Consider the following 20,679-nt stretch of genomic DNA (forward strand, 5'->3'; position numbering starts at 1 on the left):
AAAACAGTTATGTTATTTATTGCTGGAGTAAAGCCTGCTAAGGGTTTCGCGGCTGACTCCAAGATATTCTGCAATATATTTTTTTGGAATTTTCTGCATTAAATTGGGGTAAAGGTCTGCAAATTCTTTATATCGCTGCTGCGGATTATTTGAAAGTAACGAAATAACGCGCTGCTGAAGCGCAATATATCCTTTAGTTAATTTTACCCTGAAAAAGTGTTCCATTTTATGAAGTGCAGTTGACAATTGTTCCCTTCCATCAAGCGTGAGGCATAAAACCTCTCCCGCTTCCATACATAAAACATTCATATTTGCCTGTTTTTGATTGAAATAGGAAATATAATCAGACATCCACCAATTTTCTGTTGCAAATTGTACGATGTGTTCTTTCCCATCTTCATCAAGATAAAAAACTCTAAAAATACCGCTCATAATAATGTATTCATATTTTGCATCATCACCTTGCTGAATTAAATATTGATTCTTCAAAACCTTTCTTATTGTAAAAAAGGGCTTGATCGATTCAAACTCTTCATCACTGATGGAGATAATTTCTTCAATATGTTTTCTAAGTTTTTCCATAATTGTATTTTGCCAAATCAAAGATAAAAGATTTATTGGTGTTTGGTTAAATCTAAAGATTCAAACTGGTTTTGCTGTAAAACTGCTATGCCTATATTATCAAAAACCCCTGATTTGAGAAATTCTCAATCAAGGGTTTTACTTGTACTAACAAAAATATTAAAAACTAACTATTTTACGTCCCAGAAAATTTTAGTACTTAAATTATCATTTGCTTTAACCGCATTATAATTATCAGTATTATAAACACTTTCAGAATTTGGATATGTCCAGCGCGTTGGCGGTGTTTTTCTAACCGTACTTGTTTCATCTTCCTGGAATACCAAAGCAGGAAGTTTCAATCTTCTTTGCTCTGCCCAAGATTCATCAGCCTGCATTATGTTGTAATGAATATACTTTTGGAAAGCAATCAATTCTAATTGAGCAGCGGCAGTTACAGCTCCTGCAAAGTTAATTTTAAGAATGTAAGCCTCAATTTCTGCAGTTGTAGGTTCTGTAGTTGGTTTCCAAGTAAGTACATCAGCTTTATCACCTAATCTAACATAATATTCAATTGATTGTCTGATCGCTTTCTCGAAATACGTTTTAGCTGTTGTGCCATTTCCGTTTCTTGAATAATACTCTGCAAGAATCAAATTTACTTCAGCAGCATTTATTAATGTTCCTGGAAGCCATTTGTTTCTGCTGATTACAGATCTGTTGTAGATTGCAATTTTACCATCAACTATTAATTGATCTTGAACACCTGAAGTCAGCGTTGGGTCAAGTCCTGTAAAAACTGTTGCTGTTTGTCCTTTTTCGAACAACCAAGCTTCACGAGGGTCGCCATTGGCATTCATGTGGTCAATCATTGGTTTTGGAGCAACATTATTGTTAGCACCTTCTAAAGCATCTATAAAACCTGCACTATCCAAATCAATATCTTGAGTATAAACTTTAAATGCAATATTTTCTGAGTTTTCGTCTACAATTTTAGCTTCAGCAATGATTTCAGCAATTTCAGTATTTGCTCTAGAAGCCAAAGAAGGAACCGCAGAAACTCTGTTTAAAATCCTCAAACGCAAAGAATTGCAATAGTTTTTCCAGCTTACTAGATCTCCTTTATTAATCAAATCTTGATTTTTAAATTCCAGATCTACCTTTGGAGACAAAGCAATCGAATTCAATTCAGTAGAGAACGCTTTCAATTCATCCAACATTTTGATATAAAGCTCTGTTTGGTTATCATACTTAGCAGCTGCATTAGCATAATTACCTCCTGTTGAACTAATTTTACCCGCTTGAGAGAAAGGAATATCTCCAAAGTTATCCACCATTTTTTCAGTATGATCATACAGATAAATAGTTGAAGTAATAGTATAGATTCTATTTTCTGTCTGTTCTGCTGCAGACAAAGAAGCCATCACTTTTTCTAGTTCTCTATATTGAGTAATGAAATTGTAATATCTTTTCCATCTGTCATTTACCGCAGGTCCAGGAATATAGCGTCCCGTTATGTTGGTAAATCCATGAGCCTGTGTATAAGTTAAAGAAGTTGATCTTATAACAGTATAATAATTCCAATAAGACGGAATTACATCCTCAAAGTTAATTTTCATAAAACCTGCAAACTGTTTCGGTACAGTTGTCGTTGTTACTGTAGACGGATCTTTGTATGCATCTTCGAAATCACCTTGCGAGCAAGAGCCGAAGAAACCAGCTGCCGCCACTAATGATATATATAATAATTTTTTCATGTTGTTGTTTTTTTAATTATAACTTATAAAATTAGAAAGATGCTCTTAGCATTGCACCAAAACTTCTAGTTGCTGGAGTTAAACCTGCATTGTTAACGTTTTGAGACCATCTTGATCCTGAAGTTGTTGCCTCTGCATCCATATCTTTAATAGTTCTGTAGATATAAAATAGATTACGTCCAAAAACAGAAAAACTTAATTTAGATGCTCCAATTTTACTCGCCCAGACAGCTGGCATATTATATGCTAATGATATTTCTCTTACTTTAACGTAGTTATTTTTTTGAATATATAAATCATAACGTGAACTGCTGTACTGAGGTCCACCCCAGTTGTAAGTCATATTATAGTAACCTGCCTGAGAGATAACATTTGTATTTGTTGCACCACTTGAAGTTACACCATCCATTATCATACCATCACGGTATAATGTTTGACCTCCTGGTCCTGAAGTAGAACTATTAGGAACTTGAACTCCTTGACCGTTAGCATCTTTGTAGTAAGTTAAACCACCACGCTCATTAGTACTAAAGTTCAAAGTTTCTTCTGTCAAACCTCTAGATTTCATCCAGTTAACTCCAGTTGGCATTAAATAACCTCCGTAAGAATAATCAATGTTTACATCTAATGTCAAACTTTTATAAGTAAATGAGTTGATCAAACCTCCCACACCTTTTGGTGTAGCTGTTCCGTATTTTTCCCATTTGTCTCCATCAATCATATAAAATCCATCAGAATCTACCATTTTATTACCTTCAGCATCTGTCTTAACAGGGTGTGCATAAATACCTCCCATCGGATCTCCAACTACTGATTTCAATTGAGCTGCAGAACCATCATAATCAGCATGCAATAATTCAGTTGCACCGTTAGCTAATTTTACAATTTTGTTTATGTTTTTTGCCCAGTTTAAAGTTACATCCCAAGAAAAATCTTCTGTTCTAAAAGGAGAAGCTGTAAAAGCAACTTCAAACCCTTGATTACTTAATTCACCCACGTTCGCTAAAATAGAAGTTGCTCCGGTAGTTGGCGCCAAAGTCAAATCAAGGATTTGATCTTTAACTGTTGCATTATAATAAGAGAAATCTAAGCCAAGTCTTCTGTCGAAGAATTTAGTTTCAAAACCAAATTCATACTCCGTTTTCATTTCAGGTTTGATTCCCTCATTTCCATATTTTGTTGGAGAAGTAGTAATCAATACTGGAGTTGTAGTTCCTTGAGTTCCTAACGAAGTTTGTGAGAATGCAATGTTGGCTGCATAACGATCTGGATAGTTACCTACAATACCCCAAGAACCACGCATTTTTGCATAACTGATAAATTCTGGCAATTGAACTGCATCTGACAATACAAAACTTGAATTTACAGATGGGTACGTAAATGCATTATTATTTGGGTTCATTGTAGAAGTTCTGTCTCTTCTGATAGTTCCTTCAACAAATAAATAGTTTCTAAAACTTGCGTTTAAAGTTCCAAAAACGGCATCTTTTACTATTTCATATTTTGAAGAAGTACTTGTTGGAGTATTTACAGATGAATTCATATCGTACCATCCTTCAACACTTAAACCGCCATTTGTAGAGCGAGATAACATTTTACCTGTTTCATCTGATCCTGAATAACCAAGAAGAGCATTTAAACTAAAATCTTCTGTGATTTTTTTATTGTAAGTCAACAATAAATCACCGTAAAGAATATTATAATCTTGAGAATCTATTAAATAAGAACCAGGTCCAAATCCGTAAATTAAAGGTTTTTCAACCGGATTTCTAGATTCTGTATTTACTGAAGTTAAATCGGTAGACACACGCCCACGTAATGTTAAATCTTTAGTAAGAGTAAGCGTTTCAGTAAGACTTGCAATCAAACGATTTGTGATCTCGTCTTGTTGATTTGCGTTAATATTCCAGAAATAGTCACCAATATCTGCTTTGAAACCATTACGTATAATGTTTTCGTTTGGAGTTAAACTTTGATTGGTTCCTGTAACATATTTGTATCCTAAACTTGTTTGGTATTTAGCTTTATACCAATCTCCATTATCAAATGGACTAAGCATTCCTGTAAAATTATTGATCAAACGATCCATAGCATAAGTACGGTTATGAATATTTTGATTCATATAACTTACTATAACATCAGTTTTAGAATTTTTACCTGTTTTAAATGATGTATTTAAATTGAAAGTATTTTTTTTGTTATTATTACCCATACTCAATCCTTCAGATTCCGTATGTGTATATGAAAAACGAACACTTGCATTTTCTGTATTGTTAGAAAGTGCTATGTTAGTTGTTCCGTCCCAAGCATTTTGGAATAAATTTTTATATCCATCTTTTTGAGCTGAATACGGACGCACTACTCCATCCCAAGACATAATAGGCTGACCGTCAAACCACATTCCGAAGTTAGAACTTCCGTTAGAAACTCCTCTCGTATCAGCAATTCCATCTCCGTTTGTGTCATAATGAGCAAAACCGTCTGGAGCTAAAAATGCAGAAGTAGAATACGCTGGATTAGAATAACCTGGACCTCTTTCGTATTGAAATCTTGGTAAAAATGCAATTGAATTGTTAGAGTAACTTGTACTGAAATCAACGCCTAAACCTTTTTTGCCTTTTCCAGATTTAGAAGTAATCAATACAACACCATTTACAGCTTCAGAACCATATAATGCAGCAGCAGAAGCTCCTTTAAGAATAGAGATATTCTCAATATCTTCAGGGTTAATATCAGCTAATCCATTACTTTTAACACGTGGTGCATTCCAGTAATCATTATTATTCACCTCACCATCACGAATAGGCACACCATCTAAAACTATCAGAGGCTGATTTTTACCAGTGATAGAGTTTAATCCACGAATCTGTATGTTGATCGCTCCCGCTCCACCTGGAGTTGAAGAAACACGTACACCTGGCGCTTTACCATATAAAGAATTTGCAATTGTTGGCGAAGCCGTTTTTGTTATCGCATCAGATTTGATGATACTTGTAGCATAACCAATTGATTTGTTCTTTTTAGATTGTCCTAAAGCCGTAACGGTAACACCATCAAGCTCGTTAGTATCAGTTGACAACTTAACTTTTAATCCATCAACAGCTTTTATTTCTATTGTTTTAAATCCTATCGAACTAATGATGATTGTAGCGCCTTCGTTTACTGAAATTTTAAAATCTCCATTTTCATCACTATTCGTTTGTGCTTTTGTTCCTTTTTCCTTTATAATGGCAAATGGCACAGGCATATTTGCATTATCTGTAATTGTTCCGGAAATTATTTTGTCTTGTGCATTAACTCCCTGGTAACAAAATACCGTTAGAAAAACTAACAATGATTGATATAGCAGTTTTTTCATAATTAATATTAATTTGGTTTGATTTGTTTTGATTTTGTTTGTGTTTAATTAAAAGTTTCTGATTTAAAGAAAAATATTGAATACTAAAACCTTTAATTTTTTTATTACCAGCTTCTCTCTCAGAATCTCGGTAATAATTAAGTTTCTTGGTCAACATCTCTATTTATTTATATCATAAGCGGTATTTATTTATTTAGTATTTATCTAATTACTCTGAGTTTTTTTTGTACTAAATCGTTTTAGTAAATAATTCTAAAAAAAGGCTTATTTTTTAAACCGATTCTCTTATCGTTAGGCTTCCCTTTTTCTTTTCCTTGATAATCTCATAATTACTTCCGTCAGTCATTTGTTTCATTAATAGTCTTACAGTCTTTTTTCCAATTTGTTCGATTGGCTGAGACAAAACAGTTATAGAAGGAGAATGCAGCCTAAAACTGTCATGATCATCAAAACTAATTACAGCTTTGTCAGCAGGAATACTATGCCCTAATCTCCTTAATGATTGTAAACCGGCAAGCAGCAAATAGTTAGCACCAAACAAAATAGCATCAATTTTAGGGTTGAGGATCAAAAAATCTGAAATTTTTTCTATTCTTTCTTCTTCCGTAATATCATATTCTAATTCTAGAATTCTAGAATCATCGTACAAGCCCACATCTCTCAATGCCTTACTATATCCTTGTTTTCTAAAATTCATCTGAATCAATTGAGATGAATTAGTAACAAATGCAATTTTTTTGAATCCTTTCTTCAAAAAATAACGAGCAGCAGTTTCGCCTCCTTCAAAATTATCAAGTACTACATGACTAACTTCCTGACCCTCAAAATATCTATCAACTAAGACAACTGGACATTGAAGTTCCAATAATCGATCGATAGTTGCTTTCATACCTTCAGTAGGCGTAATAATAAAACCATCAACATTTGCCTGTAGTAAACTATTCACTAATTCAATCGCACGTTCATTATTTCCTCCTGTACTACAATAAAACACTCTGTAATTTAAATCGATTGCTTCTCTTTCAATCACTTTTGCCAAATCAGAAAAAAACTGATTTGAAATATCTTCCACAATAAGACCAATAGATCTTGTTTTACCAGTTCTTAAACTGCTGGCCATCATATTGGGTTTGAACTTCATTTCTTCACTAACCTTAAAAACTTTCTTGATCACTTCTTTGCTTATACCTTTCTCCTTTCCTTTATCATTCAAAACAAACGAAACTGTAGTAATAGATACATTTGCAGCTTTCGCTATGTCTTTGATCGTGATCTTTTTTATCATAGAAATGTTAAGTTTATATTAAAACTTAGTTAATTTGTTAAAACAAATATATATTTAATAAAACGATTTACAAAAACGTTTTAGTACTTTTTTTTAGATGTAAATATGTTTTTTAACATTAAAAATAAAAAATATCAACAAATACAGGCAATTGAGTAAAAATAAACGAATATAATTTATCTAAAACAAAATCGTTTTTCTAAAATATAGTACTCAATTGTTAAATTTAAAATGTTAATAGAATAATAGTAAAGATGAATTTTCTAAACCAAAAGTATTTATGTATAAAATAACATAAAATTGAGCTAATAACAGCTAACACATGAAGACTATATAATTGTGTAAGAGATAAATGTAAAATAATTTTAATAACCTATTTTATATTTATACTGAATAAGAAAATACCCCTAAAAATAACGATTATGAATTGTGAAGGAAAAGAAAATCACAATCGGCATGATAAGGATTTTCACAGTAAAAATGCAAAGTTGGGAAAACATAATTTAAAACCTTCTTCTTTATATGATTCTATAACTATTATAAATGATTATAATAGTTGTCCAAGTTTTAAAAAAAGCAATGCTCTTAAATGGGATGATGAAGATTTATTAAATAATACCAATACTAAAGAACGCAATGACATGGATTTTAATCAGAAAGACAAATCTGATCTGTAATCATACATTTGCAATCTTAGATTTATAATATTGCTTTAAGTAAGCTATCATTCTGAAAGCTGCGCTTTTCTACATGCAAAACATCACGCAGTTGTACCATCAACTATAATCTATTTATGTATGACATTTTTGTGATCATAACTTGATTATCATAACTGAAAAACATAATCTTGATTTATCCAGCTCGTTTATAATTTTTCCTTTTTATCCTATTTTATGAAGATGTTAGCTCATATGTTATAAAATTTTGTGCCTGATGCCATCACTAAATTATTTCTTTTGTCATAAACAAAATAATCAAAAATAGATTCTTCTTTTCGCGTCTGGTTTTTTTCTAAACTACATTATATGGATTTTTCCATTTGCCTTTTCATGCAATAAAATCGCCTTACTACATACAAAACAGACAAGAGACTAATAAAATTACGAAATATCGTAAATTAAAACATCTTTAAAAATAGTATATTTATCTTAAAATCAAACAGTTAACATTTAAGGCATATTGTTTGGCTATTGTTTGGCATCAACATTAATAAAAATTGTAAACATGAAACAACAAATGAAAACCAAGCAGATTAATAAAATTAAGTTTTTTCTTAATCTAGGTTAATCGACAGACTTTCGAACTTAATCTAAGTTTGTAAAAGAAAATAACAACAACTATTCATTTCTAAATTTAATAATCTAAAACCATAAAAAAATGAGCACATTTAAAACACAAGACGGAACAGAAATTTTCTACAAAGATTTTGGAACAGGACAGCCAATAGTTTTTCACCACGGATGGCCATTATCAAGTGATGATTGGGATGCACAAATGATGTTTTTCCTAAAACAAGGATACAGAGTTATTGCACACGACAGACGCGGTCATGGTCGCTCTAGCCAAACTTCAGAAGGAAACAATATGGAAACATATGCATCTGACATTGCTGAATTGACAGCAGCACTTGATTTAAAAAATGCTATTCACGTAGGGCATTCAACTGGTGGCGGTGAAGTAATTCGCTATGCTGCAAAATACGGTAAAGAACGTGTTGCAAAAGCAGTTATTATTAGCGCTGTAACGCCAATTATGATTAAAAACGAATCAAATCCAGAAGGTGTGCCTTTAGCAATTTTTGACGAAATCAGACAAGGTACAGGATTTAACAGAGCACAATATTTTTATGATTTCCCTATTCCGTTTTACGGATGGAACCGCGAAGGCCAAACGGTTAAAGAAGGAATTAAGCACAACTGGTGGCGTCAGGGAATGATGGGTTCAGTATTAGCTCATTATGAAGGAATAAAAGCGTTTTCTGAATCAGATTTTACTGAAGATCTTAAAAGTTTAGATATTCCTGTTTTGGTTTTGCATGGAGAAGATGATCAAATCGTTCCTTTTGGTCAGGCACCAAGAGCTGCAAAACTTTTGAAAAACGGAAAATTGATTTCTTATCCAGGTTTTCCTCATGGTATGCCAACTACAGAAGCAGACACAATTAATAAAGACATTTTAGACTTTATTAAAGCATAAGCATATAGTCCTAAAAAGTAATCACAACTGCCCGTGTTTTGCGGGCAGTTAATCTCTTCCAATTATGAATTCATTTCAACAACCCGCTTTTGATACAGTTACCGAGGCTTTACAATGGCTAAACAATCAAGGTTTTACGGAAAACTTTAATCTTGATGAAAATTGTATCCGTTATAATAATAACACACAAACAATGTCTCCGGAAGAATTTAAAATTGAATATCTATTTCGTTTTGAAGGAGATACAGATCCAGGAGATGAAGATATAGTTTACGGAATTGTATCTGAGATTTATAGCATAAAAGGTGTTTTGACAAGTGCGTTTGGAATTTATGCCGATTCTATTTCTACAGAAATGATAAAAAAACTTTCAACACATTCCCGATAATTTTCATAATACGATAATAAATTCACGAAATATCGTAAGTAAAACGTATCGCTTTAAACCATAAACACCAACAAAACAAGCATTTATAAATTTGGCATTTTGTTGGCATAATTAATAATATTAAAAATAACGATTTTATGAAACCATCAGTAAACTTATTATCACCAGACAATCACGCATTAGTATTAATTGACTTTGAAGGGCAAATGGCATTTGCTACAAACAGCATTGCATTAAGCGAATTGCGTAATAACGTTGCCATTATTTCTGGAGCATCAAAAATCTTTAATGTACCAACTATAGTTACTACTGTTGCAGAAGAGAGTTTTTCCGGACCTGTTTTCCCAGAAGTTGAGGAGTTTTACCCAATCGCAACTTCAGGATATATTGACCGTACTACAATGAATACCTGGGAAGATGAAAATGCTTATAAAGCTATTACAGGAACAAACAAGAAAAAAATAGTTCTTGCCGGATTATGGACAGGTGTCTGCATCGTTGGACCAGCACTTTCAGCAATTGAAGAAGGTTACGAAGTGTATGTAATTACAGATGCCTGTGGAGACGTAAGTAACGAAGCTCATGAACGTGCGATTCAAAGAATGATTCAGGTTGGTGTGCAGCCTATAACTTCTATCCAATATTTATTAGAATTGCAAAGAGACTGGGCGCGTCAGGAAACCTATGTTCCGGTGACGAACTTAATGAAAAAACACGGCGGTTCTTACGGTTTAGGTATTCATTACGCACACAACATGTTGAAACACTAATTCATTTCAACCTGATCCCGAAGCTTCGGAACTGAAACCTTAAATAAATACAAACCTTTTACGCTTCATTATTTTGAAATCATCAAAATTCATATCGCTAAACTTTAAGACCATTGTTCTTTCTTTTCTTTTGATTGGAAGCTTTGCATCGGCACAAAATTTTAAACTTTTGCGTTATGACGAAAACTACGAATTTCTAAAAGACTCCACTAGAAACTTTTATGAGAATTTAAAGTTCATTCCGTTAAACAAAGAGAAAGATTTTTACATCTCTCTTGGAGGCGAAGCCCGATATGAATATGTCGATTTCAATAATGAAGATTGGGGAAGATTAAATATTGGACATAATAACTTTTTATTACAGCGTTATGATCTTGGAGCCGATATTCATTTAGGAAAAACCTTTAGAGTATTTGCTCAATTGAGAAGTGCCTTGCAGGACGGACGAATTAACGGGCCGCGTGGCATTGACGAAGATCAGCTGAATGTTCAGAATCTTTTTTTAGATGTGAATTTATATCAGAAAGAAGATAAAAAACTGACTATTCGCGCCGGAAGACAAGAATTGGATTATGGATCCGGAAGATTAATTTCGGTAAGAGAAGGTCCAAATGCGAGACTTTATTTTACGGGAGGAAAAGTAATGTACACTTCTTCCCGATTCTCCATTGACGGATTTGCGATGATGGCTGACACGATTTATACAGGAGCTTTTGATAATAAAATGTCGAAACAGCTGAATCTTTGGGGAGCTTATTCTAAAATTATATTTCCAAAAGCAGGAAATCTGGATTTATATTATCTCGGAATCAGAAGAGACGAATCCCTTTTTGAAGAAGGAATTGCACCAGAAAGACGACACACCATTGGAACAAGATTTTGGAAATATGGCGGTGGATTTATCTACAATCTGGAAGCGGCTTATCAATTTGGAACTTTTGGTTCGGGAAACATAAATGCCTGGACAGGATCAATTGACATTGGCTACTCTTTTGAAAACGTGAAACTTAAGCCAACGATCAACCTTCGAAATGATTATATTTCAGGAGATAAAAACAAAGGCGATGGAAGTCTGCAGACGTTCAATCCGTTGTATCCAAAAGGAGGATACTTTGGTTTCAGCCCGCAGGTTGGTCCGGTAAACCTTATCGACATTCATCCTTACGCCACAATGGATTTACTGCCACAGCTAAAGATGCAGGTCGATGTGGTTTTTAACTGGAGATATTCACTGCAGGACGGTGTTTACAGACCAAGCGGTTCGCTGAATCTTCCAGGAAGTTCATCAGAAGAGCGATATATCGGGACTGCTTATCTTGCCAATTTTACTTACAGCGTAAACAAATATATTTCAGTCGTAAGCGGTATCCAATATTTTAAAACTGGTGCTTTTATCGACGATATCATTCCAAATTCGAAAGACGGCGTTTTTTTTAATGCCAGACTTGGATTTAAATTTTAACAACACAATTAAATTTAAACACATAGAAACATAGATTCTATACTTTAAAAAAGGCATTTCACTTACATCAGTAAATCCCGAAGCTTCGGGACTATGTGTGACAAACTTGTTTCTTTTTATATTCTTTTTTATTCATAACAGCATATAAAACCTATGTCCCTATGTGTTTAAATATTTTTTACAATTAAAACAAAAGCCATGAAAAACATATCCATTCTTTCAAAATACAGATTTAGAAATTCTACTCTAACTCTATTTATCACAATATTATTTGCAAATACTGCTTTTGCACAAATGGCTGCTCTTGGCTCGACTACTACTTGGGGTAAAGTAGACGAAGTTGCCGTAAACGGATTGGTTCAGGGACCATCTGCAGCAGAAGCAGAATTACAAGTTGCCTGCGTTTTTGAATATACCGAAGGTGACATCTTCAACCCTCCTGCCCTTCCTGCAAACCTAAACGGAATGGTGCATTTAGACGACGCTTTAAAAGGGATTATTACCGAATTACGCAAAAGCGGAAAATTTGCAGGACATTCACTTGAAACTTTATTGATTACACCTCCAAAAGGTACTTTGGCTTCTAAACAATTATTGCTTATCGGTCTTGGGGACCGCAATAAATTTACGCCAGATTTAATGATCAGCGTGGGAAGCACTGCAATGCGTGAAGCTTTACGTTTGGGAGTTTCTAATTATTCTTTTGCAAGTGATATTAAAGATGCCGGAATTGATTCGCCAACAGCTTTAGTAGCAACAAATGTAGTTTTAGGCTCTTTTGAAGCTTACAGAACGCAGACCTATTTAAAAGAGAAAAAATTAGCCGATTACAAGCCTTTAACTAAAATTATTCTGCTTGCCGGACCTGCTTTTTATAGTGTTGCAGGCGAAGGAATTAAAGAAGCGATTGCTAAACTTAACGCCAAATAATTATGAAAGCAGATCTAATTTTATTCAACGGTAAAATTCATAGTTTCAATGCGGAAACGCCAAATATTACAGCTGTAGCGATCAAAGACGGAAAATTTATTGGAGTTGGAAATGACAGCAGTGTAATGGAATTTGCATCTGCAGAAACCAAAATAATTGACCTTCATAATAAAAGAGTTGTTCCGGGAATCAACGATTCTCACATTCACCTTATTCGAGGCGGTTTAAATTATAATTTGGAATTACGATGGGATGGAGTTCCTTCTTTAGCTGATGCACTTAGAATGTTAAAAGAGCAAGTTGATCGTACACCAAATCCGCAATGGGTTCGTGTGGTTGGCGGCTGGTCTGAATTTCAGTTTGCAGAGCGCAGAATGCCGACTTTAGAAGAAATCAACGCCATTGCTCCCGATACTCCAGTTTTCATTCTGCATTTGTATGACAGAGCGATTATGAATAGAGCGGCATTAAAAGCCGTTGGTTATACTAAAAATACACCAGCGCCTCCCGGAGGGCAAATTGAAAGAGATTCTAAAGGCGAACCAACCGGACTTATCATTGCGACTCCAAATGCAATGATTTTGTATTCGACTTTAGCAAAAGGCCCAACGCTTTCTTATGAACATCAGATCAATTCTACACGTCATTTCATGAAAGAGTTGAACCGTTTCGGAATCACAAGTGTTATCGATGCAGGAGGCGGATTTCAAAATTTTCCAGACGATTATAAAGTCGTTAATGAATTGAATGAGAAAAAACAATTAACAGTTAGAATCGCTTATAATCTTTTTACCCAAAAACCAAAACACGAATTTGAAGATTTTGAAGATTGGATTGATACGGTAAAATTATATCAGGGCGATGATATGTACCGACATAACGGTGCGGGTGAAATGTTAGTTTTTTCTGCGGCAGATTTTGAAGATTTTCTGCAGCCAAGACCTGATCTTCCTGAAAACATGGAAGCAGAACTGGAAAAAGTTGTCCGCCTTTTGGTAGAAAATCGCTGGCCGTTTCGACTTCACGCGACTTATAACGAAAGCATTACAAGATTTTTAAATGTTTTTGAAAAAATCAATCAGGAAATTCCGTTTAACGGATTGCCGTGGATATTTGACCATGCCGAAACGATTGACGAACGCAATATTGAGCGTGTCAAAAATTTAGGCGGAGGAATTGCGGTACAAAGCAGAATGGCCTATCAAGGTGAATATTTCACAGATCGATACGGTGCAAAAGCAGCCGAAAGTACACCTCCAATTAAAAAGATGCTCGAAATGGAAGTTCCCGTTGGCGGAGGTTCTGATGCAACCAGAGTGAGCAGTTACAATCCGTGGGTTTCCATGTATTGGATGACAGTTGGAAAAACCGTTGGAGGTCTGCAATTGTACAATGAAAGCAGATTAAGCAGAGAAACGGCTCTGGAATTATACACCAGAGGAAGTGCCTGGTTTTCGCAGGAACAGGCTAAAAAAGGAGATATCAGAAAAGGAATGTTTGCCGATTTAGTTGTGCTCGACAGTGACTATTTTACTGTTGCTGATGAAGACATTAAAAAAATCGAAGCCGATTTGACGATTGTCGACGGAAAAATTGTCTATGCCAATGGTGATTTTTCATCCTTTTCGCCGCCGCATATTCCGATTTTGCCGGATTGGTCGCCAACGAATATTTACAACGGTTATCCAAGTAAAAGTAATTTCCAGAGTGCGATTGAAAAAAATGCAAAAGCAGATGCAAAACCAAGCCTGACTTCGCAGATACACAGTTGCAGCGGCAGTTGTGATGTTCACGCTCACAGCCACGATATTGCCAGAATGAGCAACGTTCCTGTAAATAATTATAATGCATTTTGGGGCGCTCTTGGGTGTTCTTGCTTTGCTTTTTAAATTTAAAAAAATGATAGAAATTATAAAACAAATCCTTTATTCAGATTTAGGAACATCTTTCAATAATACTGCACTTTTAGTTTTTAGAGTATTACTTGCGGTAGAGCTTTTTAGAGTTCACGGAATGAAGAAATTTAGAGTTGAAAACGGACAAAGAGAACATGTTCCGAATCCACTTCATCTGCCTGAAAAATTAAACGGATTAGTGGCCACTTTTTCTGATACTGTAGTTCCGTTTCTTATTATTCTGGGTATCGGAACCCGACTTGTTGTACTGCCTACAATTGGCGTTACAGCCGTAGGATATTTTGTGGTGCACAGGAAAGATTCACTCGAAGTACGCGATGTTCCTTACATGTATACTTTATCACTATTACTAATTCTTGCGCTTGGAGCAGGAACATATTCACTTGATTATTATTTATTAAGCATTATGAACAATTAATTTTAAACACATAGAGACATAGATTTTTTAGACGTATAAAAAGGTATTTTACTTTGTTTAAACAAACATATATCTATGTGTGAGAAACTAGTTTCTTTTTGTATACTTTTTCAAAAGGAAAGAAAATCTATGTTTCTATGTGTTTGATTTATTTATAATTATCACTAACAATATTTATTAAACCTAATTTAAAATGAAAGCAAACATCGGAATTAAACAAGAAAGCATCTCAAAAGTAGTTGAGGTTTTAACTAAAGTTTTGGCTGACGAATTTGTACTTTATACCAAAACAAAAAAAGCACACTGGAATGTAGAAGGTCCGGATTTTTACAACAAACACCTTTTCTTCGAACAGCAATATGAAGCGCTTGACGAAATTGTCGACACCATTGCAGAAAGAATTAGAACGTTAGGACATTATGCGCCGGGAACTTTAAAAGAATTTTTAGCGCTGACACATCTTACAGAAGAATCAAGAGAAAAAAACGACAGCACAGGGTACATCAAAGAATTGCTTTTGGATCATGAAAGCATCTTGATACACTTACGTGAAAACATTAACAATTTTGCTTCAGAACTTCACGATGCCGGAACCAGCGATTATATCACAGGACTTTTAGAAAATCACGAAAAAATGGCGTGGATGCTTCGCGCTCACTTGAACTAAAAATTATGGAAATACAAAAAAATATTTGGTACGTTACCCTGCTTCTCACCATGATAGCAGGGTATTGTGATACCGTAACTTTTGTCGCAGCAGATTCGATATTTTCAGCACACGTTACAGGTAACTTTATTGTTTTCGCTTATCAAATCATTAAAGGTTCTGATCTGCATGCGTGGGTGAAATTATTGACTTTTCCTGTTTTTATTTTAGCCGTTATTGTGGGCGGAAGAATTGCTTTAAAAAGCATAAATCATTATACAATCTTGTTTTGGGAAGGCGTAATATTGTTTTTAAGCGGTATTGCTTCGTACGTTTTCGGTTATTTCGAAATTTTTACTGAATGGGCAATGTACGCCGTTGCCATGACAACCGTTTTTGCAATGGGACTACAAAATGCTTTTGGAAAATTGTATGCTAAAGAAACACACGGACCAACAACGATGATGACAGGTAATGTAACACAAGCTTCTCTTGATTTGGGAAATTTATTAAAAAACGGGTTAAAAGATGCTGAGGTGCTATTAAGCTTTAAGAAACAATTAGTTACTATAATCGGGTTTCTTGTGGGATGTTTTTTAGGAGCCGTTGCCGGAAAATTTTTCGGATTAGGCACTTTGATTCTGCCTGGAATTGCCATGATAATATGTTACCTCTACCATCGTGAATAGTAAACAAAGGTGGCTGTAAAGTTGCGGATTTCTGATAATATATTATCTTTAAAAAATGAATTTTATCCCTTTTATTTCTGCCAAATACCGCCTGTGCATCTTATGTACAGTGTCTTTCTTTTTATTTGTTTCCCTTAACGGAATGGCACAGTCCAAAGAAGATCCTGATCAATTAAAAAAGAAAATTGATGCAGCAGAAAGTGACAGTCAGAAAGTAGAATTACTTTTGACCTTAAGCTCTTATTATCTTACTAAACCGGGTGAACTTAAAGCTGATCTTGACAGTGCCAATAATTTAAATTTTGAAGCAAAAAAGTTAAGTAATACTTTAGGATATAAACTCGGAAAAGGAAAAGCCATTTTATTGGAAGGTCAGATTTACAGAGAAAAAGGAGATTCAAAAAACGGATTAAAGAAAACCAATGAAGCACTCGCCTATTCTAAAAAAAACAATTTATTAGTTGTAAAAGCAGATGCTTACAGGGAACTTTGCGCTTACAAAGGTTATGAAAAAGAAGATACAGAAGCCAAAATAAAATATCTTGAAATTGCAGTGCCGCTTTACAAAAAAAGTAAAGCTTACAAGAAACAAGCTGATGCCTTAAAAGATCTTGCCGATTATTACGGAAGCATAGAAGAAAATCAAAAAGCATTAGTGCTTTTAGAAAATGCAGTTGCAGTTTATAAAGCTATTGGTTTCAAAGGTCTTCAGGGAGTTTACACCTTAATGTCTGACAATTACGGAATTTTACAAAATACGCAACTATCACTGCAATATGCTCTTATGGCAGAAAAAACAGCCGAAGAAGTTCATGATACGAGCTATCAGCTGTGCACCATTTACAATCATCTTGCGCTTGCATATTATGATCTTCTCAAATATGATTTGGCATTTTCTAATTTTGAAAAAGCTTTAAATATTGCATTAGAAAATAAAAACACAAGTGATATCAATACTATAAGCTATAATCTGGCTTCATTATATTGTCAGCAGAAAAATTATCCAAAAGCATTACGCACGCTAAAACGAACTGCCAAAGATTATCCTCCAAACGATGAAATAACGAAAGTAAGACAGCGCTTTATATTTGTAGTTTGTTATTCCATGCTCAAACAACTTGACAATGCAAAGCCTTACTACGAGCAGATACTAAAAGATTATAAGGAATCTGATGCGGGTCTTGCGTATAAACTGACAGCAATTATCATTTATTTGCAACAGTCTGGTCAGGTCGAAAAAACGTATGCTTATATCGAAAAATTCAAAGAATTTGCTAAAAAATCGGATAAGCTTATTTTGTATTCACAAATCGAACTTTTGTCTTTTCAGTCTGATCACGCGAGCAAAAAATACGAGTCGGCTATAAAACATTTGCAGAAGCATCAACTTTTAAGAGATTCTATTTTTAATGTAGAAAAACTGAAACAATCTGCCGCATTACAGCTTCAATTTGAAACAGAAAAAAAAGACAAAAACATCAAACTGCTTACACAGCAAGGAAAATTACAGGAAATAAAAATTCATAACGATCAGATTATCCGTTACGTTTTTATTGGAAGTGTTGTCGTTTTGGTACTTTTTCTGGCATTTTTATACAATAGTTTCAGGTCTAAAAAGAAAAAGAATGAAGAATTGGAAATGCAGCGTCAGCAGATTAATGAGCAGAACGAACTGAACAAAAAGATGCTGCTTGAAAAAGAATGGCTTTTAAAGGAAATCCATCATCGTGTAAAGAATAATCTTCAGATTGTGATTAGTTTATTGAACACTCAATCGGCTTATTTGGATAATGAAGATGCTTTAATGGCAATTCAAAACAGCCAGCACAGAATGCATGCGATGTCGCTGATTCATCAAAAATTATATCAATCTGATAATCTGGCTAATATTGATATGTCATGGTATATTTATGAGCTCATCACTTATATGAGAGAATGTTTTGATACTGATAAAAAAATCAATTTTGTTCTGGACACAGAAAAAGTATATCTTGATGTAGCGCAAGCAGTTCCGCTTGGATTAATTATAAATGAAGCCATTAACAATGCCATAAAATATGCTTTTCCACTTGACAAAAAAGGAGATGTGCATATTGAACTTAAAAATATCGGCGAAAATAATTATCAATTGGTAATTGCCGACAACGGTGTAGGTCTTCCTGAGAATTTTGAAGATACAGAAAGAAACTCGTTGGGAATGAATTTAATGATGGGATTAACCGATCAGATTGATGGAACTTTTGATATGAAAAACGATAACGGATTGAGCATCAAAATTACATTTACACGAAATACAGAATTTGAAGGATCAACTGAAAATTCTCAAATAATATAACTTATGGTGATGAAGGAGAAAATTCTAATTGTTGAAGATGAATTTATAGTAGCAAATGATCTAAAAATCATGTTGGTAAAGGCTGGTTATGAAATAACCGGAATTGCTTCTTCTGTGGTTCAAGCCCGTAAATTGATCGAGACAAAAAGGCCCGACTGGGTTTTACTGGATATTATGCTAAAAGGCGATCTTACCGGAATTGACCTGGCTTGGGAACTTCGTGAAATGCAATTGCCGTTTCTCTATATTTCTGCCAATACGAATCAATCGACCCTAGAAGCTGTCAAAGCAACTCATCCTTACGGCTTTATGGTAAAACCGTTTCGAGAGAGAGATCTTATTGTGATGCTTGATATTGCCAAATACAGATTTGGTCAGGAAAACGGAACTTTAGCAGAAATTCCAAATGATACTCAAAACCAAGAAATTGAGGGAATCATTGGAAAAAGTATTCTTTTACAAGAAGTTATAGAAAAAATAAAAATTGTAGCTCCAGCCGAAACTTCAGTTTTGATTCTCGGAGAAAGCGGTACCGGAAAAGAAAGAGTAGCACATTCTATACACGATCTTTCGGCGCACAAATCAAATGCTATTGTAATTGTCAATTGTGCGGCGCTGCCACATTCTTTGATCGAATCAGAATTATTTGGACATGAAAAAGGTGCTTTTACCGGAGCCAATTCGCAACGAATCGGAAAGTTTGAACAAGCGAATGACGGCACCATTTTTCTGGATGAAATTGGAGAGCTTCCACTCGATTCTCAGGTAAAATTATTGCGTGTTTTACAGGAAAAAGAAATCCAAAGACTTGGCGGCAATAAAACGATTAAAATCAATGTTCGTATAGTTGCCGCAACGAATAGATCATTGGAAAAAGAAGTTGCAGAAGGCCGTTTTAGACTTGATTTGTATTATCGTTTAAATGTTTTTCCGATTCAGCTTCCAACATTAAAAGAACGCAAAGAAGATATTGAGGCATTGGCCAATTATTTTCTGAAAAAATACGCAACAAGTTCCCGTAAAAATGTAAGCAGTATCAGTGCAACGGCTCTAGAACAATTAATGCAATATGACTGGCCTGGAAATATTCGAGAATTAGAACATTTAATCGAAAGAAATGTACTGTTGGCCAAAACAAATGAAATCGAAAAATTTGATCTTCCACTAAATAATGCAAAACCGTTAGAAGTAAATAGCGGGAAAATGAAATCGATGGAAGAAATGGAAAAAGAGCATATTATGAATGCGCTTCAAATTTGTGGCGGAAAAGTTTCTGGTCCGGGCGGCGCGGCAGAATTGCTAAAAATACAACCGCAGACTTTGTATTCGAAAATGAAAAAATTAGATATAAAACAAGGATATAATTAAAAAGATATGGAAACAATAAAATTAGAATTAGACGAAAAAAAACACGGCGCTTTTAATCTTTATGTTGATGATAAAAAGCTTGGCGAAATGACAGTAAGCATCAAAGATGATGTTCTAACTGTTTACCACACAGGAGTTGAACCAGAAGCGGAAGGAAAAGGCTACGCCAAAAAACTTCTCGAAGAAATGGTTTCGTATGTTCGTGCTAATAATATGATGGTTATAGCGCTTTGTCCTTATGTTCATGCGCAGTTCAAAAGACATCCGGATGAATATCAGGATATTTGGAAGAGATAAATAATTTTTAAAAAGTTGGGATTCAAATTTGTCGCCATAGTTTGGATTCAAATTTGTCGGCATAGTTTGTCGTCAAAGTTTGTCGTCAAAGTTTGTCATTTCGATCCCGAGTCTTCGGGGGAGAAATCACACAAGAAAATCCGCAATACAATTACCAATCTTTGTCGATATACGAGTGCGATTTCTCTCCCGAAGCCTCGGGATCGAAATGACAAGATTGGGGTAAATACTTTATTTGACTCCACGAATCAATAGAATAACGAATTAAAAAATCCCCAAAATCTCCAAAATCTGCGAGAAAAA

The 20,679-nt window shown here is 34.4% G+C and carries 17 protein-coding genes; 13 read left to right on the plus strand and 4 right to left on the minus strand.

Annotated features, from left to right (window positions below):
- Positions 1-12: 12 nt before the first annotated feature.
- From IRZ83_RS13450 to IRZ83_RS13465, 4 genes are all read right to left on the minus strand, one after another.
- On the minus strand, positions 13-582 hold the full coding sequence (locus tag IRZ83_RS13450) for a Crp/Fnr family transcriptional regulator (protein WP_194569466.1): 570 nt from the start codon (positions 580-582) through the stop codon (positions 13-15).
- 170 nt (positions 583-752) lie between these two features.
- The gene (locus tag IRZ83_RS13455; protein ID WP_194569468.1) at positions 753-2,318 is read right to left on the minus strand and encodes a SusD/RagB family nutrient-binding outer membrane lipoprotein; all 1,566 of its coding nucleotides are present in this window, start codon (positions 2,316-2,318) and stop codon (positions 753-755) included.
- A 31-nt stretch (positions 2,319-2,349) separates the two neighbouring features.
- On the minus strand, positions 2,350-5,676 hold the full coding sequence (locus IRZ83_RS13460) for a SusC/RagA family TonB-linked outer membrane protein (protein ID WP_194569470.1): 3,327 nt from the start codon (positions 5,674-5,676) through the stop codon (positions 2,350-2,352).
- A gap of 271 nt (positions 5,677-5,947) precedes the next feature.
- Positions 5,948-6,961: a LacI family DNA-binding transcriptional regulator gene (locus tag IRZ83_RS13465; protein WP_228515184.1), complete on the minus strand. Its 1,014-nt coding sequence runs from the start codon at positions 6,959-6,961 to the stop codon at positions 5,948-5,950.
- A gap of 422 nt (positions 6,962-7,383) precedes the next feature.
- On the opposite strand from IRZ83_RS13465, the gene IRZ83_RS13470 reads away from it, so the two are divergent.
- The 13 genes from IRZ83_RS13470 (at position 7,384) to IRZ83_RS13530 (ending at position 20,376) form a co-directional block, all read left to right on the plus strand.
- Positions 7,384-7,638: a hypothetical protein gene (locus IRZ83_RS13470; protein ID WP_194569473.1), complete on the plus strand. Its 255-nt coding sequence runs from the start codon at positions 7,384-7,386 to the stop codon at positions 7,636-7,638.
- Between the two features lie 700 nt (positions 7,639-8,338).
- Complete coding sequence (locus tag IRZ83_RS13475) at positions 8,339-9,157, plus strand: alpha/beta fold hydrolase (RefSeq protein ID WP_029272467.1); 819 nt, start codon at positions 8,339-8,341, stop codon at positions 9,155-9,157.
- A gap of 64 nt (positions 9,158-9,221) precedes the next feature.
- Complete coding sequence (locus tag IRZ83_RS13480) at positions 9,222-9,545, plus strand: hypothetical protein (protein ID WP_029272468.1); 324 nt, start codon at positions 9,222-9,224, stop codon at positions 9,543-9,545.
- Positions 9,546-9,682: 137 nt separating this feature from the next.
- A complete protein-coding gene (locus IRZ83_RS13485; protein WP_194569475.1) occupies positions 9,683-10,315 on the plus strand; it encodes a hydrolase in 633 nt (210 codons plus the stop codon).
- A 73-nt stretch (positions 10,316-10,388) separates the two neighbouring features.
- Positions 10,389-11,777: an alginate export family protein gene (locus tag IRZ83_RS13490; RefSeq protein WP_228520697.1), complete on the plus strand. Its 1,389-nt coding sequence runs from the start codon at positions 10,389-10,391 to the stop codon at positions 11,775-11,777.
- 198 nt (positions 11,778-11,975) lie between these two features.
- The gene (locus tag IRZ83_RS13495) at positions 11,976-12,707 is read left to right on the plus strand and encodes a M17 family peptidase N-terminal domain-containing protein (protein WP_194569477.1); all 732 of its coding nucleotides are present in this window, start codon (positions 11,976-11,978) and stop codon (positions 12,705-12,707) included.
- Between the two features lie 2 nt (positions 12,708-12,709).
- Positions 12,710-14,596: an amidohydrolase gene (locus IRZ83_RS13500; protein ID WP_194569479.1), complete on the plus strand. Its 1,887-nt coding sequence runs from the start codon at positions 12,710-12,712 to the stop codon at positions 14,594-14,596.
- A gap of 10 nt (positions 14,597-14,606) precedes the next feature.
- Positions 14,607-15,041, plus strand: coding sequence for a DoxX family protein (locus IRZ83_RS13505; protein ID WP_194569481.1), 435 nt, complete (start codon positions 14,607-14,609; stop codon positions 15,039-15,041).
- A gap of 193 nt (positions 15,042-15,234) precedes the next feature.
- The gene (locus IRZ83_RS13510; protein ID WP_194569483.1) at positions 15,235-15,708 is read left to right on the plus strand and encodes a Dps family protein; all 474 of its coding nucleotides are present in this window, start codon (positions 15,235-15,237) and stop codon (positions 15,706-15,708) included.
- Positions 15,709-15,713: 5 nt separating this feature from the next.
- Positions 15,714-16,376 (plus strand): YoaK family protein, encoded by a 663-nt coding sequence (locus IRZ83_RS13515; protein WP_194569485.1) that lies wholly within the window; start codon positions 15,714-15,716, stop codon positions 16,374-16,376.
- Positions 16,377-16,431: 55 nt separating this feature from the next.
- Positions 16,432-18,711 (plus strand): histidine kinase dimerization/phosphoacceptor domain -containing protein, encoded by a 2,280-nt coding sequence (locus IRZ83_RS13520; RefSeq protein WP_194569487.1) that lies wholly within the window; start codon positions 16,432-16,434, stop codon positions 18,709-18,711.
- 9 nt (positions 18,712-18,720) lie between these two features.
- Complete coding sequence (locus IRZ83_RS13525; RefSeq protein WP_194569490.1) at positions 18,721-20,079, plus strand: sigma-54-dependent transcriptional regulator; 1,359 nt, start codon at positions 18,721-18,723, stop codon at positions 20,077-20,079.
- Between the two features lie 6 nt (positions 20,080-20,085).
- Positions 20,086-20,376, plus strand: a complete 291-nt coding sequence (locus IRZ83_RS13530) for a GNAT family N-acetyltransferase (RefSeq protein WP_113678950.1) — start codon at positions 20,086-20,088, stop codon at positions 20,374-20,376.
- Positions 20,377-20,679: the final 303 nt, after the last annotated feature.

The organism is Flavobacterium sp. JLP (genome assembly GCF_015350755.1).
Taxonomy (GTDB): Bacteria; Bacteroidota; Bacteroidia; order Flavobacteriales; family Flavobacteriaceae; genus Flavobacterium.

Coding starts and splice junctions, on each gene's coding strand:
- IRZ83_RS13465 (WP_228515184.1), bottom strand. CDS start 6,961: ATGATAAAAAAGATCACGATCAAAGACATAGCGAAAGCTGCAAATGTA.
- IRZ83_RS13520 (WP_194569487.1), top strand. CDS start 16,432: ATGAATTTTATCCCTTTTATTTCTGCCAAATACCGCCTGTGCATCTTA.
- IRZ83_RS13480 (WP_029272468.1), top strand. CDS start 9,222: ATGAATTCATTTCAACAACCCGCTTTTGATACAGTTACCGAGGCTTTA.
- IRZ83_RS13530 (WP_113678950.1), top strand. CDS start 20,086: ATGGAAACAATAAAATTAGAATTAGACGAAAAAAAACACGGCGCTTTT.
- IRZ83_RS13505 (WP_194569481.1), top strand. CDS start 14,607: ATGATAGAAATTATAAAACAAATCCTTTATTCAGATTTAGGAACATCT.
- IRZ83_RS13455 (WP_194569468.1), bottom strand. CDS start 2,318: ATGAAAAAATTATTATATATATCATTAGTGGCGGCAGCTGGTTTCTTC.
- IRZ83_RS13495 (WP_194569477.1), top strand. CDS start 11,976: ATGAAAAACATATCCATTCTTTCAAAATACAGATTTAGAAATTCTACT.
- IRZ83_RS13485 (WP_194569475.1), top strand. CDS start 9,683: ATGAAACCATCAGTAAACTTATTATCACCAGACAATCACGCATTAGTA.
- IRZ83_RS13515 (WP_194569485.1), top strand. CDS start 15,714: ATGGAAATACAAAAAAATATTTGGTACGTTACCCTGCTTCTCACCATG.
- IRZ83_RS13500 (WP_194569479.1), top strand. CDS start 12,710: ATGAAAGCAGATCTAATTTTATTCAACGGTAAAATTCATAGTTTCAAT.
- IRZ83_RS13460 (WP_194569470.1), bottom strand. CDS start 5,676: ATGAAAAAACTGCTATATCAATCATTGTTAGTTTTTCTAACGGTATTT.
- IRZ83_RS13475 (WP_029272467.1), top strand. CDS start 8,339: ATGAGCACATTTAAAACACAAGACGGAACAGAAATTTTCTACAAAGAT.
- IRZ83_RS13470 (WP_194569473.1), top strand. CDS start 7,384: ATGAATTGTGAAGGAAAAGAAAATCACAATCGGCATGATAAGGATTTT.
- IRZ83_RS13525 (WP_194569490.1), top strand. CDS start 18,721: ATGAAGGAGAAAATTCTAATTGTTGAAGATGAATTTATAGTAGCAAAT.
- IRZ83_RS13510 (WP_194569483.1), top strand. CDS start 15,235: ATGAAAGCAAACATCGGAATTAAACAAGAAAGCATCTCAAAAGTAGTT.
- IRZ83_RS13450 (WP_194569466.1), bottom strand. CDS start 582: ATGGAAAAACTTAGAAAACATATTGAAGAAATTATCTCCATCAGTGAT.